This is a genomic window from Mycolicibacterium anyangense (assembly GCF_010731855.1).
Classification (GTDB): domain Bacteria; phylum Actinomycetota; class Actinomycetes; order Mycobacteriales; family Mycobacteriaceae; genus Mycobacterium; species Mycobacterium anyangense.
In genome coordinates this window covers 1656419-1680278 of record NZ_AP022620.1, presented here as the reverse complement: position 1 = coordinate 1680278, position 23860 = coordinate 1656419, and the positions used below count along the sequence as shown (strand labels likewise).

Here is a 23860-nt window from a genome sequence, read left to right as displayed (position 1 = left end):
CGTGCGTGTCGCGGCCCTCGACGGCCAGCTGCAGGGCTACCTCGATCACCTCACCATCGAGCGCGGCGTTGCGGCCAACACCATCAGCTCCTACCGGCGCGATCTTCGGCGCTACGCCGAGCACCTGAGCCAACGCGGGATCGACGATCTGCGCACCGTCACCGAGAACGATGTCAGCGACTTCCTGGTGGCACTGCGCCGTGGCGACCCGGAGTCCGGGGTGAGTCCGCTCTCGGCGGTGTCGGCGGCCCGGGCGTTGATCGCGGTGCGCGGACTGCACCGGTTCGCCGCCGCGGAGGGGATCATCGACCTCGACGTGGCCAGGGCGGTCAAGCCCCCGACGCCGAGCCGGCGGCTGCCCAAGAGCCTGAGCCTCGACGAAGTCCTGGCACTGCTCGACGGTGCCGGTGGCGACGAGCCCTCCGACGGCCCGCTGACGTTGCGCAACCGGGCCCTGCTGGAGTTGCTCTACTCCACCGGGGCGCGCATCTCCGAGGCCGTCGGCCTGGACCTCGACGACATCGACACCGAGGCCCGTTCGGTGCTGCTGCGCGGTAAGGGCGGCAAGCAACGGCTGGTGCCGGTCGGGCGGCCGGCGATCGCGGCCCTGGACGCCTATCTGGTACGTGGTCGGCCCGACCTGGTGCGCCGGGGCCGGGGCACCCCGAAGATCTTCCTCAACGCCCGGGGCGGTCCACTGTCCCGGCAGAGCGCCTGGCAGGTGCTGCAGGACGCCGCGGAGCGGGCCGGCATCACCGCGGCGGTCTCCCCGCACACGCTGCGGCACTCGTTCGCCACCCATCTGCTCGACGGCGGCGCCGACGTCCGGGTGGTCCAGGAATTGCTCGGCCACGCCTCGGTGACGACCACCCAGATCTATACCCTGGTCACGGTGCATGCGCTCCGCGAGGTATGGGCTGGGGCACACCCGCGCGCGTGATGTCACCGGTATGGCTCTCGGGGAAACAACTGATGGATAGACTTGCGCGGATGTTCACGCCGCCGATGTGCCTGTTCCGGGGGGCTTGGGCGTGACCGACGAGGCAGACGACGACGCACCGATCGGTCTCACCGGCCGCCCGCCCCGCTCCATTCCGACTCCCGCACCGTTGACCTCACACGGCCCTGCGCGGGTCATTTCGATGTGTAACCAGAAGGGTGGCGTCGGTAAGACCACCTCGACGATCAACCTGGGCGCCGCGCTGGCCGAGTACGGCCGCCGGGTACTGCTCGTCGACCTGGACCCCCAGGGCGCGCTGTCGGCGGGGCTCGGGGTGCCGCACTACGAGCTGGCTCAAACCGTCCACAACCTGATGGTCGAGCCCCGGGTCAGCATCGACGAGGTGCTGATCAACACCCGGGTCAAGGGGCTGGACCTGGTGCCCAGCAACATCGACCTGTCGGCGGCCGAGATCCAGCTGGTCAACGAGGTGGGCCGGGAGCAGACCCTGGCCCGCGCGCTGCACCCGGTGATCGACCGCTACGACTACATCCTCATCGACTGCCAGCCGTCGCTGGGGCTGCTGACGGTCAACGCGCTGGCATGCTCGGACGGGGTGATCATCCCGACCGAGTGTGAGTACTTCTCGCTGCGTGGTCTGGCGCTGCTCACCGACACCGTGGACAAGGTCCGCGACCGGCTCAACCCGCGGCTGGCGATCAGCGGCATCCTGATCACCCGGTTCGACACCCGCACCGTCAACGCGCGTGAGGTGATGGCCCGGGTGATGGAACGTTTCGGGGATCTGGTGTTCGACACCGTCATCACCCGGACCGTGCGCTTCCCCGAGACCAGTGTCGCCGGTGAGCCCATCACCACCTGGGCGCCGAAATCAGCTGGGGCGCAGGCTTATCGATCGCTGGCCCGTGAGGTCATCGACCGCTTCGGCAAGTGACCGCCGATCCCGCGCCCGACAAGGGTGGTTTTCGCGTCCGGCTGACCAACTTCGAGGGTCCGTTCGATCTGCTGCTGCAGCTGATCTTCGCCCACCGACTCGACGTGACCGAGGTGGCGCTGCATCAGGTCACCGACGAGTTCATCGCCTACACCAAGGAGATCGGGCCCAAACTCGGACTCGACGAGACCACCGCGTTCCTGGTGATCGCCGCCACACTGCTGGACCTCAAGGCAGCCCGGTTGCTTCCCGCCGGCGAGGTGCACGACGAGGAGGATCTGGCCCTGCTGGAGGTGCGCGACCTGCTGTTCGCCCGGCTGCTGCAGTACCGCGCCTTCAAACACGTTGCGGAGATGTTCGCCGAGCTGGAGGCCGCCGCGCTGCGCAGCTACCCGCGGTCGGTGACCCTCGAAGATCGCTACAACGACCTGCTGCCCGAGGTCATGCTGGGTGTGGATGCGGCAAGTTTCGCCCAGATCGCCGCGGCGGCGTTCACCCCCAGGCCGGTGCCGACGGTGCGCACCGACCATCTGCACGAGTCCCAGGTGTCGGTGCCCGAGCAAGCCGAGCGGCTGCTGGAGTTCCTGGCCAGCCGCGGGGTGGGGCAGTGGGCGTCGTTCAAGGAGCTCATCGCCGACTGCGACGCGCCGATGCAGATCGTCGGGCGGTTCCTGGCGCTGCTCGAACTGTTCCGGTCCCGGGCGGTAGCATTCGACCAGTCAGAACCGCTTGGTGTGCTCCAAGTTTCGTGGACCGGGGACCGGCTGGTGAATGAAGAGCTGGTCAAAGCCGAGTGGGAAGAAGAGTAAAGCCGACCATGACCGACGAAGTACCCGATATCGACCCGGGTAGCGACGTTGCCGGTGCGGATGCCGACACGGATGCCGACTCCACACTGGACGACGACGAACTGACCCGGGTGCTCGAGGCGCTGCTCTTGGTCGTCGACACTCCGGTCACTGCCGAGACCCTGGCCTCGGTGACCGAACAGCCGCCCGACCGCATCGCCGCCGCGCTGGAGACGATGGCCGCCGAGCTGGCCCAGCGGGACAGCGGAATCGACCTTCGGGAGACCGGCGGCGGGTGGCGGATGTACACCCGGGCCCGGTTCGCCCCCTATGTCGAGCGCCTGCTGCTCGACGGGTCGCGCTCCAAGCTGACCAGGGCGGCATTGGAGACCCTGGCGGTGGTGGCCTATCGGCAGCCGGTGACCCGGGCGAGGGTCAGCGCGGTGCGTGGGGTGAACGTCGACGCGGTGATGCGGACCTTGGTGGCGCGCGGCCTGATCACCGAGGCCGGTACCGACGAGGACAGCGGTGCCACCACCTTCGCCACCACCGAGCTGTTCCTGGAACGTCTGGGTCTGACCTCGTTGACCGACCTACCCGATATCGCCCCGTTGCTTCCGGATGTGGACGTGATCGACGATCTGAGCGAAACCCTGGACAGTGAACCGCGTTTCGCCAAGTTATCCGGAGGCGGCCAGTCCGCCGGGCCGGCCGTTGCCTTCGATGTGGATACCGATGCCTGAACCAGAAGGCGTACGCCTGCAAAAGATCTTGTCCCAAGCCGGAATTGCTTCCCGCCGGGTCGCCGAGCGGATGATCATCGACGGCCGGGTGGAGGTCGACGGACACATCGTCACCGAGTTGGGCACCCGGGTCGATCCCGCCATCGCCGACATCCGGGTGGACGGGAGCCGCATCGTGCTCGACGACTCGATGGTCTATCTGGCACTGAACAAGCCGGTGGGCATGCACTCGACGATGTCGGACGATCGGGGCCGGCCCTGCATCGGTGATCTGGTGGAGCACCGGGTGCGGGGCAACAAGAAGCTGTTCCACGTCGGCCGCCTCGATGCCGACACTGAGGGCTTGCTGCTGCTGACCAACGACGGCGAGCTGGCTCACCGGTTGATGCACCCGTCCTACGAGGTGCCCAAGACCTATCTGGCGACGGTGACCGGTTCGGTACCAAGGGGTTTGGGCAAGACGCTGAAGGCCGGCATCGAGCTCGAGGACGGTCCTGCCACGGTCGACGAGTTCGCGGTGGTCGACGCCGTCCCGGGTAAGACGCTGGTGCGGTTGACGCTGCACGAGGGCCGTAAGCGGATCGTGCGTCGCTTGCTGGCCGCCGCCGGCTATCCGGTGGAGTCCCTGGTGCGTACCGAACTGGGTGCGGTAACGCTCGGCGAACAGCGCCCGGGCAGTATTCGTGCGCTGACCCGCAAGGAAGTGGGCGATCTGTACAAGGCGGTGGGTCTGTGAACGTGGTTGTGGCGGTCGACGGCCCGGCCGGCACCGGGAAGTCCTCGGTGTCAAGGGGTTTGGCACGTGCGCTGGGTGCCCGTTACCTCGACACCGGTGCGATGTACCGCATTGTCACGCTGGCGATGCTGCGCGCCGAGGTGGATCTGGACGATCCGGCGGCGATCGCGGCAGCCGCCGACGTACCGCTGTCGGTGGGCCATGACCCCGATGTCGACCGCGCTTACCTTGCCGGCGAGGACGTTTCGGCCGAGATCCGCGGTGACGCGGTGACCCGTGCGGTCTCGGCGGTCTCGGCGGTACCGCGGGTGCGCGAGAAGTTGGTGGCGCTGCAGCGAGAGCTGGCCTCGGGGTCGGACAACGTGGTCGTCGAGGGCCGTGACATCGGCACCGTCGTGCTGCCCGATGCCGACGTCAAGATCTTCCTCACCGCCTCGGCCGAGACCAGGGCGCGACGGCGCAACGACCAGAACATCGGTGCTGGCCTGGGCGACGACTACGAGACCGTGCTGGCTGATGTGCGCCGCCGCGATCACCTGGACTCCACCCGGGCGGTGTCGCCGTTGCGGCCCGCCCACGATGCGCTCATCGTCGACACCAGCGACATGACCCAGGACGAGGTGGTGGCCCGGTTGGTCGAACTCGTCGAGCAGCGAAGCGGAGCGATGCGATGACCGAAGACGGAACCTGGTCCGACGAGAGCGAGTGGGAACTCGGCGAGGACGGATTCGCCGACGAATCCGACGAGGGCGGCGCGCCGCCGCCGGTGGTCGCCGTCGTCGGCCGGCCCAACGTCGGCAAGTCGACCCTGGTGAACCGGATCCTGGGCCGCCGCGAGGCCGTCGTGCAGGACCTTCCCGGAGTGACCCGCGACCGGGTGTCCTACGACGCGTCCTGGACGGGACGGCGGTTCGTGGTGCAGGACACCGGCGGCTGGGAACCCGACGCGAAGGGTCTTCAGCAGCTGGTGGCCGAGCAAGCCTCGGTGGCCATGCAGACCGCTGACGCCATCATCTTCGTGGTCGACGCCGTCGTCGGCGCCACCTCCGGTGACGAGGCCGCGGCCAGGATCCTGCGCCGCTCGGGCAAGCCGGTGTTCCTGGCGGCCAACAAGGTGGACAACGAGAAGATGGAAGCCGAGGCGGCCGCACTATGGTCACTGGGTCTGGGTGAACCACACGGAATCAGCGCGATACACGGGCGTGGGGTGGCCGACCTGCTCGACGAGGTGCTGGCCTCGCTGCCCGAGATTTCCGAGGTCGGTTCCGTCACCGGCGGTCCGCGCCGGGTGGCCCTGGTGGGCAAGCCCAACGTGGGCAAGAGCTCGCTGCTGAACCGGCTGGCCGGTGCGCAACGGTCGGTGGTTCACGACATGGCGGGCACCACCGTGGATCCGGTGGACTCACTGATCGAATTGGACGGCAGGATATGGCGTTTCGTCGATACCGCCGGGCTGCGCCGCAAGGTGGGACAGGCCAGCGGTCACGAGTTCTACGCCTCGGTGCGCACGCACAGCGCCATTGACGCCGCCGAGGTCTGCATCGTCCTGATCGACGGTTCCCAGCCGATCACCGAGCAGGACCAGCGGGTGCTGACGATGGTGATCGAGGCGGGCCGCGCTCTGGTACTGGCGTTCAACAAGTGGGATCTGGTCGACGAGGACCGGCGCTATCTGCTCGACCGTGAGATCGATCTGCAATTGCACCAGTTGCAGTGGGCGCCGCGGGTGAACATCTCGGCCATGACCGGCCGGGCGGTGCAGAAGCTGGTGCCCGCGATGGAGACGGCGCTGGAGTCGTGGGACAAGCGCATCTCGACTGGCCAGCTCAACACCTGGATCAAGGAGATCGTCGCCGCCACCCCGCCGCCGGTGCGCGGCGGTAAGCAGCCCCGGATCCTGTTCGCCACCCAGGCCACCGCCCGCCCGCCCACGTTCGTGCTGTTCACCTCCGGTTTCCTGGAGGCCGGCTATCGGCGGTTCCTGGAGCGACGGTTGCGTGAGACCTTCGGGTTCGACGGCACGCCGATCCGGATCAACGTGCGGGTTCGGGAGAAGCGCAAGCTCAAGCCGCGCTGAAAAGCCGGTTAGAAGGGTTCTCGCGGCGTTCGCACAGTAGATTGGCAGCCATGAGGTTTGCTGTGGTGGGGGCTGCGGCCCTGGTGATCGCGGGTGCTCCCGTTGTGGCTGTGCTGTCGGGGGTGGCGGCCGCTCCGGCGCCGCGGGTACTGGCCTGTCAGGAGACTGACCAGGAGGACAGTTTCACGATGGACTGCGCCCCTACGGTCATCCCGGATACCAGCGACCAGTTGACCGAGGCCGAGGTCGCCGAGCCCGGATGGAATGCGCATCCGGGCGGCGACAGCGGCGGTGGCGGCGGTGGGCACGGACACGGCTGAGAGCCGTCAGCCGTTGAGCTACAACCGCTTTCCGTAACTCTCAAGGTGCACCACCTGCTCGACGGGCTTGCGGGTAGTGGGGCCGTACCGTCCCTTCGGCCAACCGAGCGGGACCACGCACACCGGAGTGACGCCCAGCGGCAGACCCAGAATCTTGCGGGCCGAGGTGACGTTCCACAGCGGCATGGTGATCAGCGAGGCGCCCAACCCCATTGCGCGCGCGGCCAGCAACAGGTTCTGCACGCTGGGATAGATGGAGCCGAAGAACGAGGTCTCGGCGACGAACGGTGCCGGCAGGTACGGCGGGCGGCCGCCGCGCAGGCAGGGGATGACGAGCACCGGGATCTCGGTGAAGTGCTCGACCTGCCATTGCACCGCTCGCAGGATCTTCTGCATCGACTCGTCGCCGGCGGTGCGGCGCTTGCCGATCTTGTCGTAGATCGCCCACGGCTGGCGATAGCGCTTGGCGAGTTGCTCCTTGGTGTGCCGTTCCTTGACGACGATGAATTCCCAGTTCTGGCCGTTTGATCCGGTGGGTGCGCGCAAAGCGAGCTCGATGCACTTGAGCACGATCGCGTCGTCGACCGGGTCGGGACGGACCCGGCGCACGGCGCGCTGGGTCATCATCGCCTCGGCCAGTGGCATGTCGAGGGCGGCCAGCGCCTCCTCGGTGGTGGGAATGGGGCCAGGGGAGTCGCTCATGCATCCGAGGCTACGGCGCAGGCTTGCGGGCGAACAGGTTTCGGGCGTTCCCGCCCGGCCCAACGCTGGGGTGACGTTCGGGGGCGTCGGCGCCGGCCCCTAGGGTTGTCGGGTGTCCGTCCTCCACATGATCCTGATCGCACTGGCCGGCATGGGGGCGGGGGCGATCAACTCACTTGTCGGGTCCGGGACGCTGATCACCTTCCCGACGCTGGTGACGCTGGGCTATCCGCCCGTGACGGCCACCATGTCGAACGCGATCGGCCTGGTGGCCGGTGGGGTGTCCGGGACGTGGGGCTACCGCCGTGAGCTGTCGGGGCAGTGGAACCGGCTGCGCTGGCAGATACCTGCCTCGCTGACCGGGGCGGGCATCGGGGCGTTCCTGCTCCTGCACCTACCGGAGAAGGTGTTCACCAAGATCGTTCCCGTCTTGCTGATCGGTGCGCTGGCGCTGGTGGTGCTGGGGCCCCGGATTCAGGCCTACGCACGGCGGCGCGCCGAGGAGGCGGGTCGCTCGGTCGATCAGGTGTCGGCGGCGCGGATGACGGCACTGGTGGCCGGGACGTTCGCGGTCGGGGTGTACGGCGGCTACTTCACCGCCGCCCAGGGCATCCTGCTGATGGGTGTGATGGGCGTGCTGCTGCCCGAGGACATGCAACGGATGAACGCGGCCAAGAATCTGCTGTCGCTGCTGGTGAACGTCGTCGCGGCGGTGGCCTACACCGCGGTGGCGTTCGACCGGATCAGCTGGGCGGCGGCGGGGCTGATCGCGGTCGGATCGCTGATCGGCGGCTGGCTGGGCGCGCACTACGGACGGCGGCTGTCACCGAACGCGCTGCGGGCGGTGATCGTGGTCGTGGGCCTGATCGGGCTGTACCGACTGCTGTCGGTGTGAGACATCGGTGCCCGGATTCGGGTCTGGGGTGGGGGTTGGGGTAGTCTTTCGTCCTGCTGCCGGCGATCCCGGCAGCGCCGCGGGCTGTGGCGCAGCTTGGTAGCGCACTTGACTGGGGGTCAAGTGGTCGCAGGTTCAAATCCTGTCAGCCCGACGTTTGAAAACCCCTTCTGACTAGTGTCGGAAGGGGTTTTGTCTTTCTGGGCTACCGCTGGAGTCGCGGCTCGTGAGCCGAGAGCGTCCCAGTCTCTGCGGGTGTGCCAACCGTACGCCGAAAGTCGCTGGCCAACCCGCTGTGTGTGCGTTGGCGATACGGCGTCGGCGAAGCGGAGGCCGTGACGTCAGGACAATCCCACTTCGATAGTGTTTATCGATGATGTGAAAATGAGGAAACGTCTGCCGCGATCGCGTCGGCTCGACGACGAGCACCGGGGACTCAACTGGGGTTGTCTTCGATAGGCGTCGCACCTGAATCATTGCGGAAGCTTTTAATAGCGATTAAATTATCGACATTGCGACCTGTGGGGTCGCTCCCGCGCCCCGTCCGACGGGCCAACCTACTCATGGAGGACGCCGATGTCCGCTGACGACCAGATCAGGCTGCGCATCTTCAACTTGTGCTCGTGGGGCGGCATCGCCGCTCTGCTCGTCACCCTCACCGGATGGCTGATCGCCGGTCTGCTCCCGCTGCCGTTGGGGCCGTCGAACACCCTTCACCAGGTCGTCGAGTTCTACTCCACCGACAGCACGCGCCGCATGATCGGGTTTGTGATGGCAACGCTCGGTGTGTGCTTCGCCATGCCGATGGTGGGCATCATCACGGTGCACATGCTGCGCATGGAACGTCGGTTGCCGGTGCTGTCCTTGATTCAACTAGGGTCGGGATCGGTCACCATTCTCATCAACCTGCTGGCCTCAATGCTGTTTGCGGTCTTGACATTCCGTCCCGAACTACGGTCGCCCGAATCCATCATGATGCTCAACGACCTCACCTGGCTGATCTTCTTCACCCCGATCATGCCGTTCATCATCCAGAATGTGGCCATCGGCGTGTGCGTGCTGACCGACCGGAGCAATTGGCTGCCTCGCTGGGTTGGTTACCTCAACCTGTGGGTGGCGCTAGCCTTCGTGCCGGACATCCTGGCGTATTTCTTCTTCTCCGGTCCGTTCGGGTGGAACGGAATCCTGGTTTTCTGGCTGGCGCTGGCGGCCTACTCCGCCTTTCTGGTGACGATGTCGATCGTGACCAGGAAGGCCAATCGGGCGCTGATCATGGATGTGAACGCTGACGACTCCCTCGCGGTGGGCGCCGTCTAGGCTCCGCCGTGAGAGGTTGACTACACAGCCCGGGGAGTGCTGGTCGACGTAGTCGTGGCGGACGCGCTGCCGTGTACCAAAGCACACCGCGCTCTCATGACTGTGCTGGCACGACAAACGCTGCCAGATCTTTGGTGGTCTGACACGAGTGCTCCGACAGCTCTCGGCCGTAGCTTCTGTGGTGACGCCGTGAGGCGTCGCTCGCCGTTCAAGGTTTCCTCCTGTATGCACGCGGCGGCGAGCGCTGGGGCGGATGGTGGCGCACTCAAGAAAGCGGGTGATCGGCCACCGCCCCGGCACCCAAGCCGAGTCGAGATGATTGCGGCCGCCGCAGCATTCCGGCCCAAAGGATCACGGAAAGCGGTTGCGCGAGTGCCGTATTCCGCTGACCGTTACCGAATCGGCGGACCGCACCATGGGTTCCCGGCATGGGTCCCGAGACCGTCGCGGCACGTTCTCTCGACGGGGTAGCGGCTGATCGATTCCTGATCGCCACCCATCACCACGTCCGTCGTTACGCCGACGAACGCGCCGCCGACCTGGCCACGGCGATGGAGAACTCGGCCCTGCAGACGGACCTTCCCTGGATCTGCCCATCGTCATAGCGGCCCTGAAATCCGGACGCTGAGGCCGCACGCTATAAATCAACGGTGAGCACACACGTGAACCTGACCGCGCAGGAAAACTCGCTGATCGACCAGTCGCATCCCGCCGCTTTGGAGCGGATGGATGCCGCGGCGCTCAAGGACCTGCAGGGTCAGCTCCGGCGCGCACGTGACAAGAACTTCAGCCAGCTGCGGCGGCAGGGCGCGGCCCGGGTCGAGGCCGAAGGCGCCCGCGGCGCCGCACAGCCGGCCAACGAGAAGCGCGGTGAAAAGGTCGAGGTGTTCGACGAGGCCCTGGCTCGGGTCCAGGAACGCCTCGACGCGATCGCGGACTGACTAGCTGACCGGGCTCGGCTGCAAGCCACCACCCCGGCCGCCGAAGCCGCCGCGGCACCGGGTGCCGCAGGTCGTGCGATCCGGGCTGTGGCCATTGCCGATCAGCAGGCCCGCGTCGGGGCGCTCGGCGGTGCCATCACCCACGAGGACGAACGAGAACGTGGGCGCGGCATCCTCCGAGGCGGATGGGCGGGCGCGGTGTTCAGCCATGCGCGGCTAACTTTCTCGCCCGACCCACCGCCAGTGGGTGCACGATCACCGGCATCCCGCGCCACACGCCGTCCTGCGCCTCCACCGAGAAGCCCTGTGATCGCATCAGTTCGATGGTCGGACGGTTGCATTCACAGCCGCCGCCGAAGGCGCGCCAGGGCCGCAGCAGCGCGTCTTGGCACGCCGCCAGGAACGGCGACCGCGCCCTGATGTGTTCGATGAACAGCACCCGACCGCCCGGACGTAGCACCCGCGCGATCTCCCGCAGGGCCGCCGTAGGGTCAGCGACCGTGCACAACACCAGGGTGCTGACCACGGTGTCCACCGAGGCGTCGGGCAGCGGAAGACGCTCGGCCGGAGCGTCGAGAACCCGGGCCTGGCGGTCGTGACGGGCCAGCCGGCGCTCGAGCTTGCGGCGCATACCGGGTTCGGGCTCGGCGACCAGCAGCGCATCGATGGCCCTCGGATAGTGCGGCACGTTGAGCCCGGTACCGGCGCCGATCTCCAGGACCCGGCCAGAGGCCTGGCCCACCAGCCTGCGGCGGTGACTGCGCATTCCGACGGCCTCGCCGAGCCACAGAAACGGGTCATAGAGCACCGCCATCACCCGCAACCAGGGGGAGGACGCGGCCGTGGTATGCGCGATCTCGGTCATGCCCGGAATCTACGAATCACCCGCACCCGGCCGCATCCCTCGATACGGCCATCGTGCGGCGATGGCCGGTTCCGGCTATCTCAGATCAGCCCCAGCCGAGCGGCTTCGGCCACCGCTGCGGTGCGCGACGTCCGGCCGAGCTTGCGCCGGATGTTGGCCACGTGGCGGTGCACGGTGTGCGGGCTCAGCACCAGCTGCTGGGCGATCTCCCGATCAGCCAGCCCGCGGGCGATGCAGGCCAGCACCTCCCGCTCCCGGTCCGACAACAGCATCGAGTTCCCCGGGGAGGGAGTCGGCGGCAGCTGCTCAGCGGTCAGGGCCTGGCGGCACACGCGCGCAACCGAATCCACGTCGCCATGCCATGGAAAGTGCGAACTACCTTGCAAAGGAACAAATGTCGCAGCGGCGATCGTCGCGGCGACTTCCCGGCCCAGCCGGTAGGGCACCGCGCGGTCGTCGCGGCGGTGCACGACCACGGTGGGGGATTGGATCCGAGGCAGGTAGTCGCGGACGTCAAGGCGATACACCATGGCCAGTAGTGCAGCCGCGGTCTGCGCGCTGGCCGAGTCACGCTGCAGGCGAGCGAACCGCTCATGTTCGGCAGCGCTGCCGCCGTCGAGGAACAGATCGCTGAGCATCCGCGACCCCAAACCCCAGTGTGCCCGCACTGCACCGATGATCGCCTGGTCGACGCCGGGCGGCGTCAGCTGCCCGCCTTCGGGGTAGGAGCCGTAGAGCACCAGGCGGTCCACCCGCTCCGGGTGGGTCGCGGCGAAGGCCACCGCGGTGCAGCTGCCTGAAGATCCACCAAGCAGCGACACCCGTTCGCCACCCAGTTCGTCGATCAGCGCCCGCAGGACGGCCACCTCGCCGTCAAGGGTGAGATCATCGTCGAGCACGTCCCGATCCGACATTCCGACGCCGATGCGGTCGTAGCGGATCAGGGTATGGCCGGCGGCGACCGTCTCCCAGAACCGCCGCACGGCGCGATCCTGCCAATCCAGTTCCAGATGGCTGACCCACCAGGCAGGCGCCACCAGCGCCGGCCCACTGCCGCGCACCTCGAAGGCCACCCGTCGGCCGTCGACGGGCAGGAAGCGGATCTGCGGCCTGTCGGACATCGTGTTCAGCCTACGGTCTCGGGCAACTGCCAGACAGTGCTGCCACAGCGCGGCTACCGTGTGTTTCTCGTAGTCTTGGGGGTCGACGGGCTGGCTGAGGGGGTGCAGTCGTGGGGGCTTCGCGATGGGTCGGGCGAGTGGGAATGCTGGCTGTTGCGCTCGGTGTCGGCACGGCGGTGGCGTCCGGGTCGGCGATCGCCTCGGCCGACGCGTCCGGTGATACGAGCCCGTCGGCCACCAGCCGCTCGGTGGGGTCTGCCTCGCCCCGCGGACCGCAGAAGCGGCCGGTCGCCGCCAGCAGCACGGCTGCTGCCAGTGCTACCGCACGCACCCTGCCGGCCTCCGTTCGGTCCGCCAGTGCGCGCGCCCAGTCGGTTCCCGCCCGAACAGTGCCGCGCGCTGTCGCCGCCCAGACCAGTGCACCCTCGTTCGAGGACATCGTCCGCTACACCTTCTTCAACGAGACTCCCGCGGTGAACCCGGTGCAGAACCCGGGGCAATCGGCCACCGGTGTGGTCACCGGTGACCTGCGGGCCACGACGCCCAACAACGCCGTCCTGACCTACTCACTGACCATCGCGCCAACCCGCGGTGCCGTCGACCTCCACGCCGACGGCACCTACACCTACACTCCCACAGCGACTTTGGCCCAGGCTGGCGGAACCGACACCTTCACCGTCACCGTCGACAACGGCAGCGCCTACCGACTCACCGGACTGGCCGGTGCGATCCAGGCCATCCTGCACTCGCTGGCCCAGGCCGCCGGCATCAGCCGATCCGACACCGTGGTGACCGCGGTTCCGGTCACCATCGGCGCGACCACCCCGACAAGCTATTACGACGGCTTCGACGGACCGGCTGGTGCCCCACCCGATCCCACCAAGTGGTCGACGATCCAAGGCACCGGGTGGGACATCGGCGTCGAGGACTATCAAGCAGCCAACGCCGTCCTGGACGGCCAGGGCCATCTCGCGATCCAGGCCATCAAGACCGACACCGGCTACACCTCCGGGCGCGTCCAGACCAGCGATCTGGCCAGCTTCGGTTACGGCACCCTGACCGCGCGCATCAAAATGCCGTCAGGACAGGGACTTTGGCCAGCCTTCTGGATGGTCGGCGCCGACGAGAGCACCAACCCGTGGCCCGGCGCCGGTGAGATCAACATCGTCGAGATGGTCAACAACGCGCAGACCCACTATTCGGCGATCCACGGGCCGATCACCGGTGTCTGGGACTACCTGCAATCCCAGATCACCGGTACCGGACCCGATCTGAGCACCGACTTCCACAATTACTGGCTGACCCGGGCCGAAAACTCGATCACCGTCGGCGTCGACAACACCGTGTGGGGAACCTTCACCCCCGACATGCTGCCGGCGAACGCGCAATGGGTAGTCAACAAGCCGTTCTACGCGATCCTCAATCTTGCCGTCGGTGGACCGTGGGCCGGGCCGCCGGACAGCTCCACCCAGTTCCCGGCCACCATGTTGGTGGACTGGGTGCAGTGGAATCCGGCCTCCTGACCCCGCGATCTCGCGATCACATCGAGTGGCAAAGTGTTGTGCGGCCGGTAAACGCCTAGGGACCTGATACGGTGGTGGAGTTCTAACTGGTCCTCGGCTGCGCGGATCTTCCATGCCGCGCGGGCCGTCCTGCCCCTGCTGCTCGATGCGGGTGAGGTGCGATGGTCGCCCAGTTAACGGATGATGTCTTACTGTCCGAGCTCGAACCCACGGCCGAGGCGTACCTCAACCGTCACCTGTCGGCGGCGGTCGACTGGCACCCACATGACTATGTGCCCTGGGAGCGAGGGCGGAACTTCGCGGCGACGGGCGGTGACGATTGGGTTCCCGGGCAGTCGCGGCTCGGCGATGTGGCTCAGGCGGCGATGATCACCAACCTGCTCACCGAGGACAATCTGCCGTCCTATCATCGGCAGGCCGCGGGCAACTTCTCCCTCGACGGAGCCTGGGCCACCTGGGTGGGCCGCTGGACTGCGGAAGAAGGCCGACACAGCATCGCAATTCGTGACTACCTGGTGGTCGGGCGCGGAGTGGATCCGGTAGCACTGGAGCGAGCCCGGATGGAACATGTCACCAACGGATTCGGGCCCACCGCCGAGGAGGAAGCCCGCCACAAGACGGACTTCCTGCTGTCGATCGCCTATGTGTCGTTCCAGGAATTGGCAACTCGCGTCAGCCACCGCAACACCGGCAAGGTCTGTGACGACCCCGTCGCCGACCGCCTGCTGCAGCGCATTGCCGCTGACGAGAACCTCCACATGATCTTCTACCGCGACATGTGCGGCGCCGCATTGGATCTGGCGCCCGATCAGGCGCTGAACGCCATCGCCGCCGTGGTGGAGAACTTCCGCATGCCCGGCCAGGGCATGCCCAACTTCCGCCGCAACGGCGTACTGATGGCCAAGCACGGCATCTACGACCCGCGCCAGCATCTCGACGAGGTACTCCTACCGACGGTGCGCAAGTGGCAGCTCTTCGAGCGTTCCGACTTCACTCCCGCGGGCGAACAGCGGCGTGAACAATTGGCGAACTATCTGAGCACGTTCGAAGGCCAGGTCCGGAAATTCGAAGAGCAGCGGGACCGTCTTCTGGCCCGGAAGGCCCAGAAATCCGAGCAGCCGGCCTCCTAGCTCAGCCGGCCGCGCAGCCGGCGACGAACAACGTCGCCGGGATTGTGGCGTCGGCCGGGGCGGTGGTGGCCGTCGGATTCGTGCCGCACACCTTGGCCTTGTCCTGAACCACCCAGAACTGGCCCTGGGCGCGGAACACGAACGATGTCGGTGCACCCTGGTGCGGGTTCTGCGTGCTGGCCAGCAGCCCGCTGGTCACCGCCCAGCCGTCGGCGCACTGCAGATCATCGATGCTGTAGACGTTGTCCTTGCCCATAGACCGTGCCGCCGATGCCGCCGCGTCAGCCAATTGCCCTTTCGTGCAATGTGTTTGGCCGCCGGCCTGCGCTTCGGTGCTGTGCGTGTGTGTCGCTGTGGCCGAGCCGGTCGAGCTGACTGCAGGGGACTTCTCGTTCTGCGCGCAGCCCGCGGCGGTCATGGCGAGCGGGAGCAGAGATGCGGCAACGAGACGTTTCACTTCGGCCTCCACTAGGTGACGGTGACACTCGGTACGGTACCGGGCCCAGCGCTGGAAGCCAGGCTGGCGAAGTAGCTTCCCGACCACATCCACAGGCCGGCCTGCAGGCGCAGCGAGGTGCTGCCTGTCGCGGCGTCGCCGTCGGCCGCGGCGATCATGCTCGACAGCACTGCGGCCTTGCTGACCATCAGGTATGCCGAACTCAGGTCGACCAGGGCGGCGTAGGACCGCGGTGACAGTCCGCCGGCGGACACGATGGCCTGCCACACGAATCGTCCAGCGCCGGTGGCGCTTTCGAGTACCGTGCTCCATACCGCCATCTCGGCCCAGCCCAGTGTGGTCGGCTGGTCGAGCTGACTCAGCGCGCTGTCGTACCGGGTGGCCAGCTCCAGCGGGAAGGCGCTGGAGTGGCAGGCCAAGAAGCCCGTGCAGGTCAGGGTGTCCGCCATCGAGGCCACCCCCGGCGGCGGACTGTCCAGCACCACCTCGAGATAGCCCTTGTTGTAGCCGTAGAGCGCCAGCAGCGCCGGCACCGACACGTGCGCAACGAGATTGACGATCCACGGGCTGCTCTGCGCGGCGCCGACAAACCCGGCCGCCAACCCGTCGAACACGTGAAGTGCGATCGCCGACGGCGACAGATCGATCACCGGCTTGGTTACCGCGGTCACCACCGCGGGCGCCGCAGTTGCGGTGTCACGGAGGTTGTCGCGCAACCAGATTCCACCGAAGTACCCCGAGACGGCGAGGTTACCCAGCAGCTGGCGGGTCTGATCCGGTGTGACGGCGGGGTCGGCAAGCTGCTCGAGACTGGCCACGGCGAGATCGCCGAAGAAGAACCGCGCACTGTCGGCGGGGTCGCCGCCGGCGACGTAGCCGGCGGCGACCTGTGCGATCGCATCCCGGGAGACGGTGAACGATGCGCCGCTCTCCACCGGCATAGCGGGAACGTCGACCGACACCGGGTTCGGCGCGCTGGGCGTGGCGGCGGTGTGGGCGCGGCGCGAACCAGCCACCGTGGCGGCGGCGGGGCGTACGACGGTGGTGCGGGTGCGGGTGGCTGCCGCCGGTTGTGGTCTGGGAGCCTGGCGGGCCGAATGTCCGGCGGCCGGTGTCGAGTGTGCGGCCGGCGGGCCCGCTCCGGAATCGCTGCCGGGGGAGGCCGACGCACAGCCGGCCCCGATGAGGATCGCGGCACCCACCCCGAGGCCCACGGCCAGACCTCCGGCTCGGCTGGTGAATCTCGAAGCCCCCATGCTTCCTTTCCCGGGCAATGATGCCGTTGGTTGCTCGCCTGCAGAGGCTAGCAGTCCAGCAAACGCCAAGACCGGCGCTTGCCCGCCTCAGTTGTCGTTGTCCAGCTCACCGCGCACCGCCAGCAACGTGACGTCGTCACACAACCCATGGACATGAGCGACCGCGGCGGCCTCCGCGGCATCGGCTACCAGGTGCAGTGGAATGCCCTCGTCGCGCAGCCGTGCCGCCCGCTGCGCTATCTGGCGGTTGCGCTCGTCGTCCTCCGAGCCGACCCGGCGGATCAGTACCAGCTTCACGTGGCCCGGGAAATCGCGGGCCATCTCCTCATAGGTCAGCGGATCACGCTGGCCGCTGTCGCCGATCAGCACGAACTGCATGCCGGGGTAAGCCTCGAACAGCCGCCGGATGGCGGTGCGTTTGTGTTCGGCTCCGCTGCGTCGCAGGTATCGCTCGGTCGGACCCCAGTCGGTCAGGAACATCGGTCCGGCCGGGAAACCGCGTAGCTGGGCGAAGTGCGTCAGCAGCGGATAGAACGACCAGCTCCCGGTCGAGACGTAGAAGAACGTCGGCTTGGGCCTTCGGTTTCCGGAGCGGGTCGGCAGACCGCGCTCCAGGCCCTGATACAGCCGAGACATACCGGGAATCGCGCGGCGCTGCTCGGCGTCGCGCAGCAGCGTGCGGGTCACCATCGCCACGCCTTCGGTGAGTCCGGTGAGCAGGATGGTGTCGTCGATATCGGAGATCACCAGGAACGCGGCCCGCAGCGACGGCTTGACCACCGATCCGGTACCCGCGACCGGGTCACCGTCCTCGATCGGCCGGGTCTGCGCCACCGCCTGATGCCAGCCGGTGCGAAGGCCCGGTACCGGCAGTGCGAAGGTGGCGAAGCCGTGGTCATCGGTGACCTCGGTGGCGCTGTGCGCACCGATCCGCAGGGTGACCTCGGCGCCGACGATGTGCAGTGCGGCATGCCGGCGCAGGTTGGCCTGGGCGACGTCCCAGTACGGAATCCGTCTGTCGCCGGGCAGTTCCGGCGTCTCGATCACCCGAACCCGGACCCTGGCTACATCGTCGGCGACGAATCCGCGGTAGACGATCACTTGGACACCCCGGAACGCCCCCGACTGGATCTTCTGCTCACGCCGGCGCGCCGTGAGTTTTCCCTCGATACCGGCCACCGCCCCGGCCACCTGTGGGCTGCGCAGTGGCGCGGTCAGTTCCGAGGCGATGCGGCGGGGCAGACGGGCCATGGTGTCCAGCATGGGCGATGACGGCACCGACGTGTCGGGTTATCGGGTCATGCCCAGGATTCGGTGTGCCTCGCGCAGGCCGCTCACATAGGCCCCGTGAACGGTGGCGAAATGCTCCGGGTAGGTGGCTTCACCGGCGAACAGCAGCCGTTCGGATGCGGGTTCACCCAATGCGTTCTGGTCTGTCGGGCTGGAACCGACCGCGAGAAAGCTGTACGAGCCGCGGGCATACCGATCGGCGCCCCACCGCGTCACCAGCGACCCCGTCACCGCAGGCGCATTCAACGCGGCACGAACCTGCTCGACGTTCTGCTCGTCGGACAACCCCTCACCGCTGCGGGCAGCCGAGCCGCCACGCAAACCCACCAACACCGGGCCAGCCCCGAAGGTCAGCCCGTTGACCAGAACCGGCAGCGGCTGGTCGGCGCCGGCCAGGCCGATCACATTCACTGACCGGGACCAAAACGGCTCCGCGAAGCTCAGGACCACCTTGTCGAGCACGCCGACGCCCAGGCGGTCGATCGCGGTGCGTTTGGCTGCCGGGAGGGCGGGGTCGAAAGTGATGGTGCCGGCCTTGAGCACTCCCAACGGGACGGTGACGATCACCCGGTCGCCACTGAGCACGCCGCGTGAGGTGTCCAGGCGCACCCGGGATCCGTCGTCGGTGACGCGGGTGACCTCGGTGTCCAGCTGGATGGTCAGGCCGTCGGCCAGATGGTGTGCCAGCTGTTGGTAACCCTTGGGCAGGATCAGGTCGGGCCCGTCGAACTGGCCTTCGGCGCCGAACCACTTCAGTGAGAGTTGCTCGGGGTCGGCGGCGTACTCGGCGGCGATGTCGGTGGCCACCCGCCAGGCGGTCAGCGGATCGTCGATATCGGTGACGCGGGCCAGGGCGCTCTCGAGTGACGCGGTCGGCGCCGCGTCGGTGGTGAGCGAGTCGACCTTGTCCAGCGCCGTTTCCCATGTCGCGGCGGACTTCTCGACGGTCGCCGCTGCCACCTCGTTGTGTCCGTCGAACAGCATGAGGTCGTCCCAGTCGGTCTGCGCGGTTGTCGCGCCTGCCTTCTGGGCAAGGGCGACAAGGGGATTGCCCTGGGTACCGTGAATCCACGCTGCACCGAGGTCGATGGGCACACCCAGCGAGGTATCGGTCCAGATCCGGCCGCCGATGCGATCGCGGGCTTCCAGGACCGTCACCCGTATTCCGGCGTCGGCCAGTGTCCGTGCGGCGGCCAGGCCGGCCATGCCCGCACCGATCACCACGACATGTTCGGTGGGCGCGGATCCGTCGGCTCCGCAGGCCGCTAGGGCGGCGGTGGCCGCCAACCCGCCCGCGCCGCAGAGGAAGTCACGTCTGGTCAGCCCGATCATGCCGCTGAGGTTAGGCCCCGATGGCCCGTCAGCGCGGGCGATATTGCCAGAGTGTTCTGCCACACTGGTCCGGTGAGCGAGATGGACGCAGTGGTCTCCGGCGTTTCGGACACCGCACGCTGGGTTGCGGTGTACCGAGCCCGGGAATCGACCCGCCCCGATGCCCTGTTCCACGACGACCTTGCTGATTTGCTGGCTGGGGAACAGGGCCGCGCCATCGTCGCAGCCGCCCCGCGCCGGATCCGCGACGGTTGGTGGTTGGTGGCGCGTACCAAGCTCATCGACGACCTGATCACCGGTGCCATCGAGGCGGGCTGCGACCGCGTCCTCAACCTGGCGGCCGGCCTGGACACCCGGCCCTACCGGCTGGATCTGCCGGCCGATCTGGTGTGGGTGGAGGCCGACCTCCCGGCGCTGGTCGCCGAGAAGAACCGGGTGCTGGCCGACCAGACACCGCGCTGCCGCCTCACACGGCATGCCGTGGACCTGGCCGACCCGATAGCGCGCGACCGGTTCCTCGACGAGGCGCTCGCGGGTGCCGGCAAAGCCTTCGTGCTGACCGAGGGCCTGCTGATGTATCTGTCCGCCGCGGACGTCACCGGACTGTCTGCTGCCTTCTCCCGGCCTGAAATCGCTTGGTGGGTATTCGATTTCGCCTCACCAGGCCTGCGTAAGACGATGAACCACAAGGCTGACGGTCTGCTGCGCAACGCCCCGTTCACCTTCGCCCCCGACAACGGCCTGGCCTTTTTCGAGGAACTCGGGTGGACGACGGTCAGCGTGGAATCGGTGCTGACCGCGGCCTACCGCTACCGGCGACTGCCCAGGCTGATGCGGCTGGTCGCCCGGCTACCGCAGCCCGACCCGCGCCGGCCGGGTACCAAGGTGCTCAGCGCTGTCGCCTGCATGACCCGTTAGGCCAGCATGGGGTCGATCGCCGAGCGAGGCACCAGCACCTGGAGCGGTCCGGCGGCGTCGGGCAGCAGTGTGCCCTGGCCGAAGAAGAAGATGACCCCGTCATTGGTGATCGCGAAGTTCTGGTAGTTGGCGGGGTCGAGGCCCGCGCTGGCCGGGATCACCACCTGCTGGCCAGTCTGCTTCTGCAGGTCGGCCTGAACGATCGGGTAGATCACGGGCAGCGGATCGGCGGTGGGCTGCCACAGGTTGTCCCAGGTGATCGGCTTGCGGTAGGTCTGATCCCAGTTGAACGACTGGTAGGACGTCACCGGGTGCGCCCCGCCGGTGTTCTGGTAGGTCTGCAGCACCACCGCCTGGCTGCCGCGCGGCGGGATCGACGAATCGTAGGTCTTCGCCGTGATGTCCAGGGCGTAGGGCAGGTCGTGCGGGGTCGAGGACTTGGCGACGGTGAGGAAGGCGTCGCGGGTCTGGCTGATGTAATCGGCGATCGACTTGGTGTCCGGGTAGCTGCTGGGAAAGCTGATGCTGACGTCATAGCCGGGATCGCTGACCTGGATCTGGCAGCTCTGACCGGTGTCGATGCCCTTCAGATCGGCGCAGTAGTTCTTCGGCGCGGCCGAGGCGATCCCCGGGCAGGCCGCCACCGTGGCAGCGGCCACCAGTGTGGCAAGGGTCAACGTGCGCATGGTTCGACCTTCCTCCCCGTCCCCGGGCGGCACCGGCGCCGCCGAGCACATGCTAGGACATCGGCAGGCAGGGCTTCAGATCACGGACTGGATCCAGTCGCGGGCGAAGTACACCACGAACCCGGCCGCCACGATCCACAGCAGCGGGCTGATCTCGCGCGCCTTGCCTGCTGCTGACCGCACCACGACCCAGCTGATGAAGCCGACACCGATGCCGTTGGCGATCGAGTAGCTGAACGGCATCACCGCCACGGTCAGCACCACCGGCAGCGCGACGGAGAACTCCGAGACGTCGACATGGCGCAGTTGGGAGAACATCATCGTGCCGACGATCACCAGTGCGGCCGCGGCAACCTCGCTGGGCACGATCGAGGCCAGCGGCGAGACGAACATGGCGGCCAGGAACAGCGCACCGGTGACGAGGTTGGCCAGCCCGGTGCGGGCGCCCTCTTCGATGCCGGCACCGGACTCGATGAACACGGTGTTCGACGATGCCGAGACGCCGCCGCCGACCATGGCGCCGGCACCCTCGACGATCAGTGCCGAGCGCAGCCGCGGGAAATTGCCCTGCGCGTCGGCGACACCGGCTTCGCGGGACAGGCCGGTGAAGGTGCCCATGGCGTCGAAGAAGTTGGCGAACACCAAGGTGAACACCAGCATGGTGGCCGCCAGAACCCCGATGCGGCTGAAGCTTTCGAAACTGAACGCCCCCACCAATGACAGGTCCGGCACAGCGAAGGGCGAGCCGGACAGCGTTGGCACCGACAATGACCATCCGCCCGGATTCTTCACCGCCGGTCCCAGATGCCAGATGGCCTCGATGGCCATGGCGAGCGCCGTGCCGATCACCAAGCCGATGAGGATGCCCCCGCGGACCCGTCGCACCACCAGGACCCCGGTGAGAAAGAGGGTGAAGATGAACACCAGCGTCGGGACAGTGCTGATGGATCCATGGCCACCGCTGCCCAGACCGACTGGGGGAGAGGGCAATCCGGTCGACTGGATGAAGCCCGAGTCGACGAGCCCAATGAACAAGATGAACAGACCGATGCCCGCGGTGATCGCCAGCTTCAGTTGCATCGGGACGGCGTCGAAGACCATCCGCCGCAATCCGGTGGCGGCGAGCACCACGATGATCAGCCCGTTGATCACCACCAGACCCATGGCCTCGGGCCAGCTCAGGGTGCCCACCACAGTCGTTGCCAGGAAGGAGTTGATGCCCAGCCCGGCCGCGAACGAGAACGGCAGACGGGCCACCACTCCGAAGACGATGGTCATGACCCCGGCGGCCAGCGCAGTGGTGGCCGACACCTGACCGAATTCCAGCTTGTGCCCGGTGACGTCAGGCGCGCCCGCCAGGATGATCGGATTCAGCACGATGATGTAGGCCATCGCGATGAACGTGACGACTCCGCCACGGACTTCTGCACCTACCGTCGACCCTCTGGCCGACACCTCGAAGAAGCGGTCGAGACGATTCACGTCACGTACTCTAAGAGCCCGCGCACGGTTTCACCGTCACCTTCTAGGGTTGTCCTGCTACGGCGGTCAACGGGACCCCGCCGTCGCTGGCGATGCGGACATCGAGCTCGCCGGCGGCGACCAACTCGGTACCCCGGCTCTCGCCGGTGCCAGCCTCGGGACGCCCCCGACGACAGCGCGACAGCCCCTGAACAGCGCTTTCATTCGCTGTTCACCCAACCGGGTTCGCGCCGATGCCGTTGGGCGTTGCCGTTCGCTCTCGGCAACCCGGGAGGCGCCGGGCCGGCGGAGCTATTTCTTGAATCGACCCGCAAAACCGCGCAGGGGTAGGTCTGCGCTGGTGAGCAGCCCGGGCGGAGCCGCCACCACCGAGGCGATGGCGTTGAGTGCAGGCAGGCCGGTGACCGTCATCCCGATGGAGGCGAACGAGTCCGGATCGGACAGGTCGACGCCGGGCTTGGGGAAGATCATATGTTTGTTGTAGATGCAGGGATCGCCCTTGATCTGGGTGATGTAGCAGCCCTTGATGTCCCAACTCGGGTCGGTGTGCGGCGTCATCTGCCACTCGAGGTGGGTCTCGACGCGCGGGACGCCGTCGACGATGCCCTGGTACTTGATGTAGTTGCCGCCGAGCGATCCCTTGGGCAGCACATACCAGCCCAGGTCGACGTCCTTGGTGCAGGCGCCGAGTTCGTAGCTGAACGTCACTTCGTCGAGTTGCAGGTCGAAGCAGTCCGCCATCATCAGCACGCTGTCGGCGAAGACGCGGGTGTACTTCTCCAGCTTGCCTGGAATGCTCGGATCGTCCACGGGCAGGCCGTATCCCACCTCGATCCAGGTGTCCTTCGAGTGATGGCAGGACACGTCGACCGACTCGATGGTGGTCACGTTCTCGATCTCGGCGACGTCGGCCGAGCAGACCACCCCGAGGATCTGGTTGACACCGGGGTTCATGCCGGTGCCGTAAAAGGTGGAGTTGCCCTTCTCGCAAGCCTCTTGGAGCAGTTGGGTCACCGGCTTACCGGAGTGGTGCGGATGGTTGCGGTCCCGATGCCAGCCGGTGATCCAGTCGGCCGTGGTGACGATGTTGATCCCGACCTCGAGGACCGCTAGATAGAGGTCCTCGTCGGGGAAGACGCCGTGGAAGGTCAGCACGTCAGGTTTGGCGGCGATGATCTCCTCGATCGATCCCGTTGCGGTGACGCCGATCGGGCCGATGCCGACGATCTCGCCGGCGTCGCGGCCGATCTTGTCCGGGGTGTAGCAGTGCAGGCCGACCAGTTGCAGGTCGGGGCGGTGCGCCATGCGCTTGATCATCTCGGAGCCGACATTGCCGGTGGCTACCTGGAAGACCCGGACCGGTGTGGTGACAGACATGGATGGTCT

26 protein-coding genes and 1 tRNA gene are annotated in these 23860 nt (G+C 67.4%); 16 read left to right on the top strand and 11 right to left on the bottom strand.

Annotation, left to right across the window (positions count from 1 at the left end):
- Position 1: 1 nt before the first annotated feature.
- The 8 genes from xerD (at position 2) to G6N35_RS07940 (ending at position 6559) form a co-directional block, all read left to right on the top strand.
- Complete coding sequence (gene xerD, locus G6N35_RS07975; RefSeq protein WP_179967449.1) at positions 2-940, top strand: site-specific tyrosine recombinase XerD; 939 nt, start codon at positions 2-4, stop codon at positions 938-940.
- Between the two features lie 91 nt (positions 941-1031).
- Entirely contained in the window at positions 1032-1895 is an 864-nt protein-coding gene (locus tag G6N35_RS07970) for a ParA family protein (protein WP_163803768.1), read from the top strand.
- Positions 1892-2704, top strand: coding sequence for a segregation/condensation protein A (locus G6N35_RS07965; RefSeq protein ID WP_163803767.1), 813 nt, complete (start codon positions 1892-1894; stop codon positions 2702-2704). Before G6N35_RS07970 ends, G6N35_RS07965 begins: the two co-directional genes overlap by 4 nt.
- Positions 2705-2712: 8 nt before the next feature.
- Positions 2713-3426: an SMC-Scp complex subunit ScpB gene (scpB, locus tag G6N35_RS07960; RefSeq protein WP_163803766.1), complete on the top strand. Its 714-nt coding sequence runs from the start codon at positions 2713-2715 to the stop codon at positions 3424-3426.
- Positions 3419-4162: a pseudouridine synthase gene (locus G6N35_RS07955; protein WP_163803765.1), complete on the top strand. Its 744-nt coding sequence runs from the start codon at positions 3419-3421 to the stop codon at positions 4160-4162. Before scpB ends, G6N35_RS07955 begins: the two co-directional genes overlap by 8 nt.
- Positions 4159-4836: a (d)CMP kinase gene (cmk, locus tag G6N35_RS07950; RefSeq protein WP_163803764.1), complete on the top strand. Its 678-nt coding sequence runs from the start codon at positions 4159-4161 to the stop codon at positions 4834-4836. Before G6N35_RS07955 ends, cmk begins: the two co-directional genes overlap by 4 nt.
- The gene (gene der, locus G6N35_RS07945; protein ID WP_163803763.1) at positions 4833-6239 is read left to right on the top strand and encodes a ribosome biogenesis GTPase Der; all 1407 of its coding nucleotides are present in this window, start codon (positions 4833-4835) and stop codon (positions 6237-6239) included. Before cmk ends, der begins: the two co-directional genes overlap by 4 nt.
- A gap of 50 nt (positions 6240-6289) precedes the next feature.
- Complete coding sequence (locus tag G6N35_RS07940; RefSeq protein ID WP_163803762.1) at positions 6290-6559, top strand: hypothetical protein; 270 nt, start codon at positions 6290-6292, stop codon at positions 6557-6559.
- 18 nt (positions 6560-6577) lie between these two features.
- Here the strand turns inward: G6N35_RS07940 and G6N35_RS07935 are convergent, their stop codons facing one another.
- Positions 6578-7261 carry a nitroreductase family protein gene (locus G6N35_RS07935; protein WP_163803761.1) on the bottom strand — a complete coding sequence of 228 codons (684 nt, stop codon included), beginning with the start codon at positions 7259-7261 and terminating at the stop codon, positions 6578-6580.
- A gap of 127 nt (positions 7262-7388) precedes the next feature.
- On the opposite strand from G6N35_RS07935, the gene G6N35_RS07930 reads away from it, so the two are divergent.
- The 5 genes from G6N35_RS07930 (at position 7389) to G6N35_RS07910 (ending at position 10414) form a co-directional block, all read left to right on the top strand.
- Positions 7389-8156 carry a sulfite exporter TauE/SafE family protein gene (locus tag G6N35_RS07930; RefSeq protein ID WP_163807544.1) on the top strand — a complete coding sequence of 256 codons (768 nt, stop codon included), beginning with the start codon at positions 7389-7391 and terminating at the stop codon, positions 8154-8156.
- Positions 8157-8236: 80 nt separating this feature from the next.
- Positions 8237-8310 (top strand) — tRNA-Pro (locus tag G6N35_RS07925).
- Positions 8311-8732: 422 nt separating this feature from the next.
- Complete coding sequence (locus tag G6N35_RS07920) at positions 8733-9473, top strand: hypothetical protein (protein ID WP_246224248.1); 741 nt, start codon at positions 8733-8735, stop codon at positions 9471-9473.
- 428 nt (positions 9474-9901) lie between these two features.
- Positions 9902-10078, top strand: a complete 177-nt coding sequence (locus G6N35_RS07915; protein ID WP_163803760.1) for a hypothetical protein — start codon at positions 9902-9904, stop codon at positions 10076-10078.
- Between the two features lie 45 nt (positions 10079-10123).
- On the top strand, positions 10124-10414 hold the full coding sequence (locus tag G6N35_RS07910; protein WP_163803759.1) for a hypothetical protein: 291 nt from the start codon (positions 10124-10126) through the stop codon (positions 10412-10414).
- Here the strand turns inward: G6N35_RS07910 and G6N35_RS07905 are convergent, their stop codons facing one another.
- The 3 genes from G6N35_RS07905 to G6N35_RS07895 all read right to left on the bottom strand — a co-directional run bounded on the left by G6N35_RS07905 (position 10415) and on the right by G6N35_RS07895 (position 12400).
- Positions 10415-10624: a hypothetical protein gene (locus G6N35_RS07905; protein WP_163803758.1), complete on the bottom strand. Its 210-nt coding sequence runs from the start codon at positions 10622-10624 to the stop codon at positions 10415-10417.
- Positions 10617-11279, bottom strand: coding sequence for a class I SAM-dependent methyltransferase (locus G6N35_RS07900; protein WP_163803757.1), 663 nt, complete (start codon positions 11277-11279; stop codon positions 10617-10619). Before G6N35_RS07900 ends, G6N35_RS07905 begins: the two co-directional genes overlap by 8 nt.
- 80 nt (positions 11280-11359) lie before the next feature.
- Complete coding sequence (locus tag G6N35_RS07895; protein WP_163803756.1) at positions 11360-12400, bottom strand: alpha/beta fold hydrolase; 1041 nt, start codon at positions 12398-12400, stop codon at positions 11360-11362.
- A 110-nt stretch (positions 12401-12510) separates the two neighbouring features.
- Between G6N35_RS07895 and G6N35_RS27585 the strand changes: the two genes are divergently transcribed.
- On the top strand, positions 12511-13923 hold the full coding sequence (locus G6N35_RS27585; RefSeq protein ID WP_163803755.1) for a family 16 glycosylhydrolase: 1413 nt from the start codon (positions 12511-12513) through the stop codon (positions 13921-13923).
- Positions 13924-14084: 161 nt separating this feature from the next.
- Positions 14085-15053, top strand: a complete 969-nt coding sequence (locus G6N35_RS07885; protein WP_163803754.1) for an acyl-ACP desaturase — start codon at positions 14085-14087, stop codon at positions 15051-15053.
- A gap of 1 nt (position 15054) precedes the next feature.
- On the opposite strand, the gene G6N35_RS07880 is transcribed toward G6N35_RS07885, so the two are convergent.
- From G6N35_RS07880 to G6N35_RS07865, 4 genes are all read right to left on the bottom strand, one after another.
- Positions 15055-15510 (bottom strand): hypothetical protein, encoded by a 456-nt coding sequence (locus G6N35_RS07880; protein ID WP_163803753.1) that lies wholly within the window; start codon positions 15508-15510, stop codon positions 15055-15057.
- An 11-nt stretch (positions 15511-15521) separates the two neighbouring features.
- The gene (locus G6N35_RS07875; protein WP_163803752.1) at positions 15522-16766 is read right to left on the bottom strand and encodes a hypothetical protein; all 1245 of its coding nucleotides are present in this window, start codon (positions 16764-16766) and stop codon (positions 15522-15524) included.
- A gap of 87 nt (positions 16767-16853) precedes the next feature.
- Positions 16854-18017 carry a phosphatase domain-containing protein gene (locus tag G6N35_RS07870; RefSeq protein ID WP_163803751.1) on the bottom strand — a complete coding sequence of 388 codons (1164 nt, stop codon included), beginning with the start codon at positions 18015-18017 and terminating at the stop codon, positions 16854-16856.
- Between the two features lie 39 nt (positions 18018-18056).
- A complete protein-coding gene (locus G6N35_RS07865; protein ID WP_163803750.1) occupies positions 18057-19388 on the bottom strand; it encodes a flavin monoamine oxidase family protein in 1332 nt (443 codons plus the stop codon).
- A gap of 81 nt (positions 19389-19469) precedes the next feature.
- Here G6N35_RS07865 and G6N35_RS07860 point away from each other — a divergent pair, with 81 nt between their 5' ends.
- Positions 19470-20306: a class I SAM-dependent methyltransferase gene (locus G6N35_RS07860; protein WP_163807542.1), complete on the top strand. Its 837-nt coding sequence runs from the start codon at positions 19470-19472 to the stop codon at positions 20304-20306.
- On the opposite strand, the gene G6N35_RS07855 is transcribed toward G6N35_RS07860, so the two are convergent.
- The 3 genes from G6N35_RS07855 to G6N35_RS07845 all read right to left on the bottom strand — a co-directional run bounded on the left by G6N35_RS07855 (position 20303) and on the right by G6N35_RS07845 (position 23851).
- Complete coding sequence (locus G6N35_RS07855) at positions 20303-20992, bottom strand: esterase (protein WP_163803749.1); 690 nt, start codon at positions 20990-20992, stop codon at positions 20303-20305. The genes G6N35_RS07860 and G6N35_RS07855 overlap by 4 nt on opposite strands.
- Positions 20993-21067: 75 nt before the next feature.
- Positions 21068-22474 (bottom strand): NCS2 family permease, encoded by a 1407-nt coding sequence (locus tag G6N35_RS07850; protein ID WP_163803748.1) that lies wholly within the window; start codon positions 22472-22474, stop codon positions 21068-21070.
- Positions 22475-22765: 291 nt separating this feature from the next.
- Positions 22766-23851 (bottom strand): NAD(P)H-dependent amine dehydrogenase family protein, encoded by a 1086-nt coding sequence (locus G6N35_RS07845; protein WP_163803747.1) that lies wholly within the window; start codon positions 23849-23851, stop codon positions 22766-22768.
- Between the last annotated feature and the right edge of the window lie 9 nt (positions 23852-23860).

Coding starts and splice junctions, on each gene's coding strand:
- scpB (WP_163803766.1), top strand. CDS start 2,713: ATGACCGACGAAGTACCCGATATCGACCCGGGTAGCGACGTTGCCGGT.
- G6N35_RS07955 (WP_163803765.1), top strand. CDS start 3,419: ATGCCTGAACCAGAAGGCGTACGCCTGCAAAAGATCTTGTCCCAAGCC.
- der (WP_163803763.1), top strand. CDS start 4,833: ATGACCGAAGACGGAACCTGGTCCGACGAGAGCGAGTGGGAACTCGGC.
- G6N35_RS07940 (WP_163803762.1), top strand. CDS start 6,290: ATGAGGTTTGCTGTGGTGGGGGCTGCGGCCCTGGTGATCGCGGGTGCT.
- G6N35_RS07935 (WP_163803761.1), bottom strand. CDS start 7,261: ATGAGCGACTCCCCTGGCCCCATTCCCACCACCGAGGAGGCGCTGGCC.
- G6N35_RS07930 (WP_163807544.1), top strand. CDS start 7,389: ATGATCCTGATCGCACTGGCCGGCATGGGGGCGGGGGCGATCAACTCA.
- G6N35_RS07920 (WP_246224248.1), top strand. CDS start 8,733: ATGTCCGCTGACGACCAGATCAGGCTGCGCATCTTCAACTTGTGCTCG.
- G6N35_RS07915 (WP_163803760.1), top strand. CDS start 9,902: ATGGGTCCCGAGACCGTCGCGGCACGTTCTCTCGACGGGGTAGCGGCT.
- G6N35_RS07905 (WP_163803758.1), bottom strand. CDS start 10,624: ATGGCTGAACACCGCGCCCGCCCATCCGCCTCGGAGGATGCCGCGCCC.
- G6N35_RS07900 (WP_163803757.1), bottom strand. CDS start 11,279: ATGACCGAGATCGCGCATACCACGGCCGCGTCCTCCCCCTGGTTGCGG.
- G6N35_RS07895 (WP_163803756.1), bottom strand. CDS start 12,400: ATGTCCGACAGGCCGCAGATCCGCTTCCTGCCCGTCGACGGCCGACGG.
- G6N35_RS07885 (WP_163803754.1), top strand. CDS start 14,085: ATGGTCGCCCAGTTAACGGATGATGTCTTACTGTCCGAGCTCGAACCC.
- G6N35_RS07875 (WP_163803752.1), bottom strand. CDS start 16,766: ATGGGGGCTTCGAGATTCACCAGCCGAGCCGGAGGTCTGGCCGTGGGC.
- G6N35_RS07870 (WP_163803751.1), bottom strand. CDS start 18,017: ATGGCCCGTCTGCCCCGCCGCATCGCCTCGGAACTGACCGCGCCACTG.
- G6N35_RS07865 (WP_163803750.1), bottom strand. CDS start 19,388: ATGATCGGGCTGACCAGACGTGACTTCCTCTGCGGCGCGGGCGGGTTG.
- G6N35_RS07860 (WP_163807542.1), top strand. CDS start 19,470: ATGGACGCAGTGGTCTCCGGCGTTTCGGACACCGCACGCTGGGTTGCG.
- G6N35_RS07855 (WP_163803749.1), bottom strand. CDS start 20,992: ATGCGCACGTTGACCCTTGCCACACTGGTGGCCGCTGCCACGGTGGCG.
- G6N35_RS07845 (WP_163803747.1), bottom strand. CDS start 23,851: ATGTCTGTCACCACACCGGTCCGGGTCTTCCAGGTAGCCACCGGCAAT.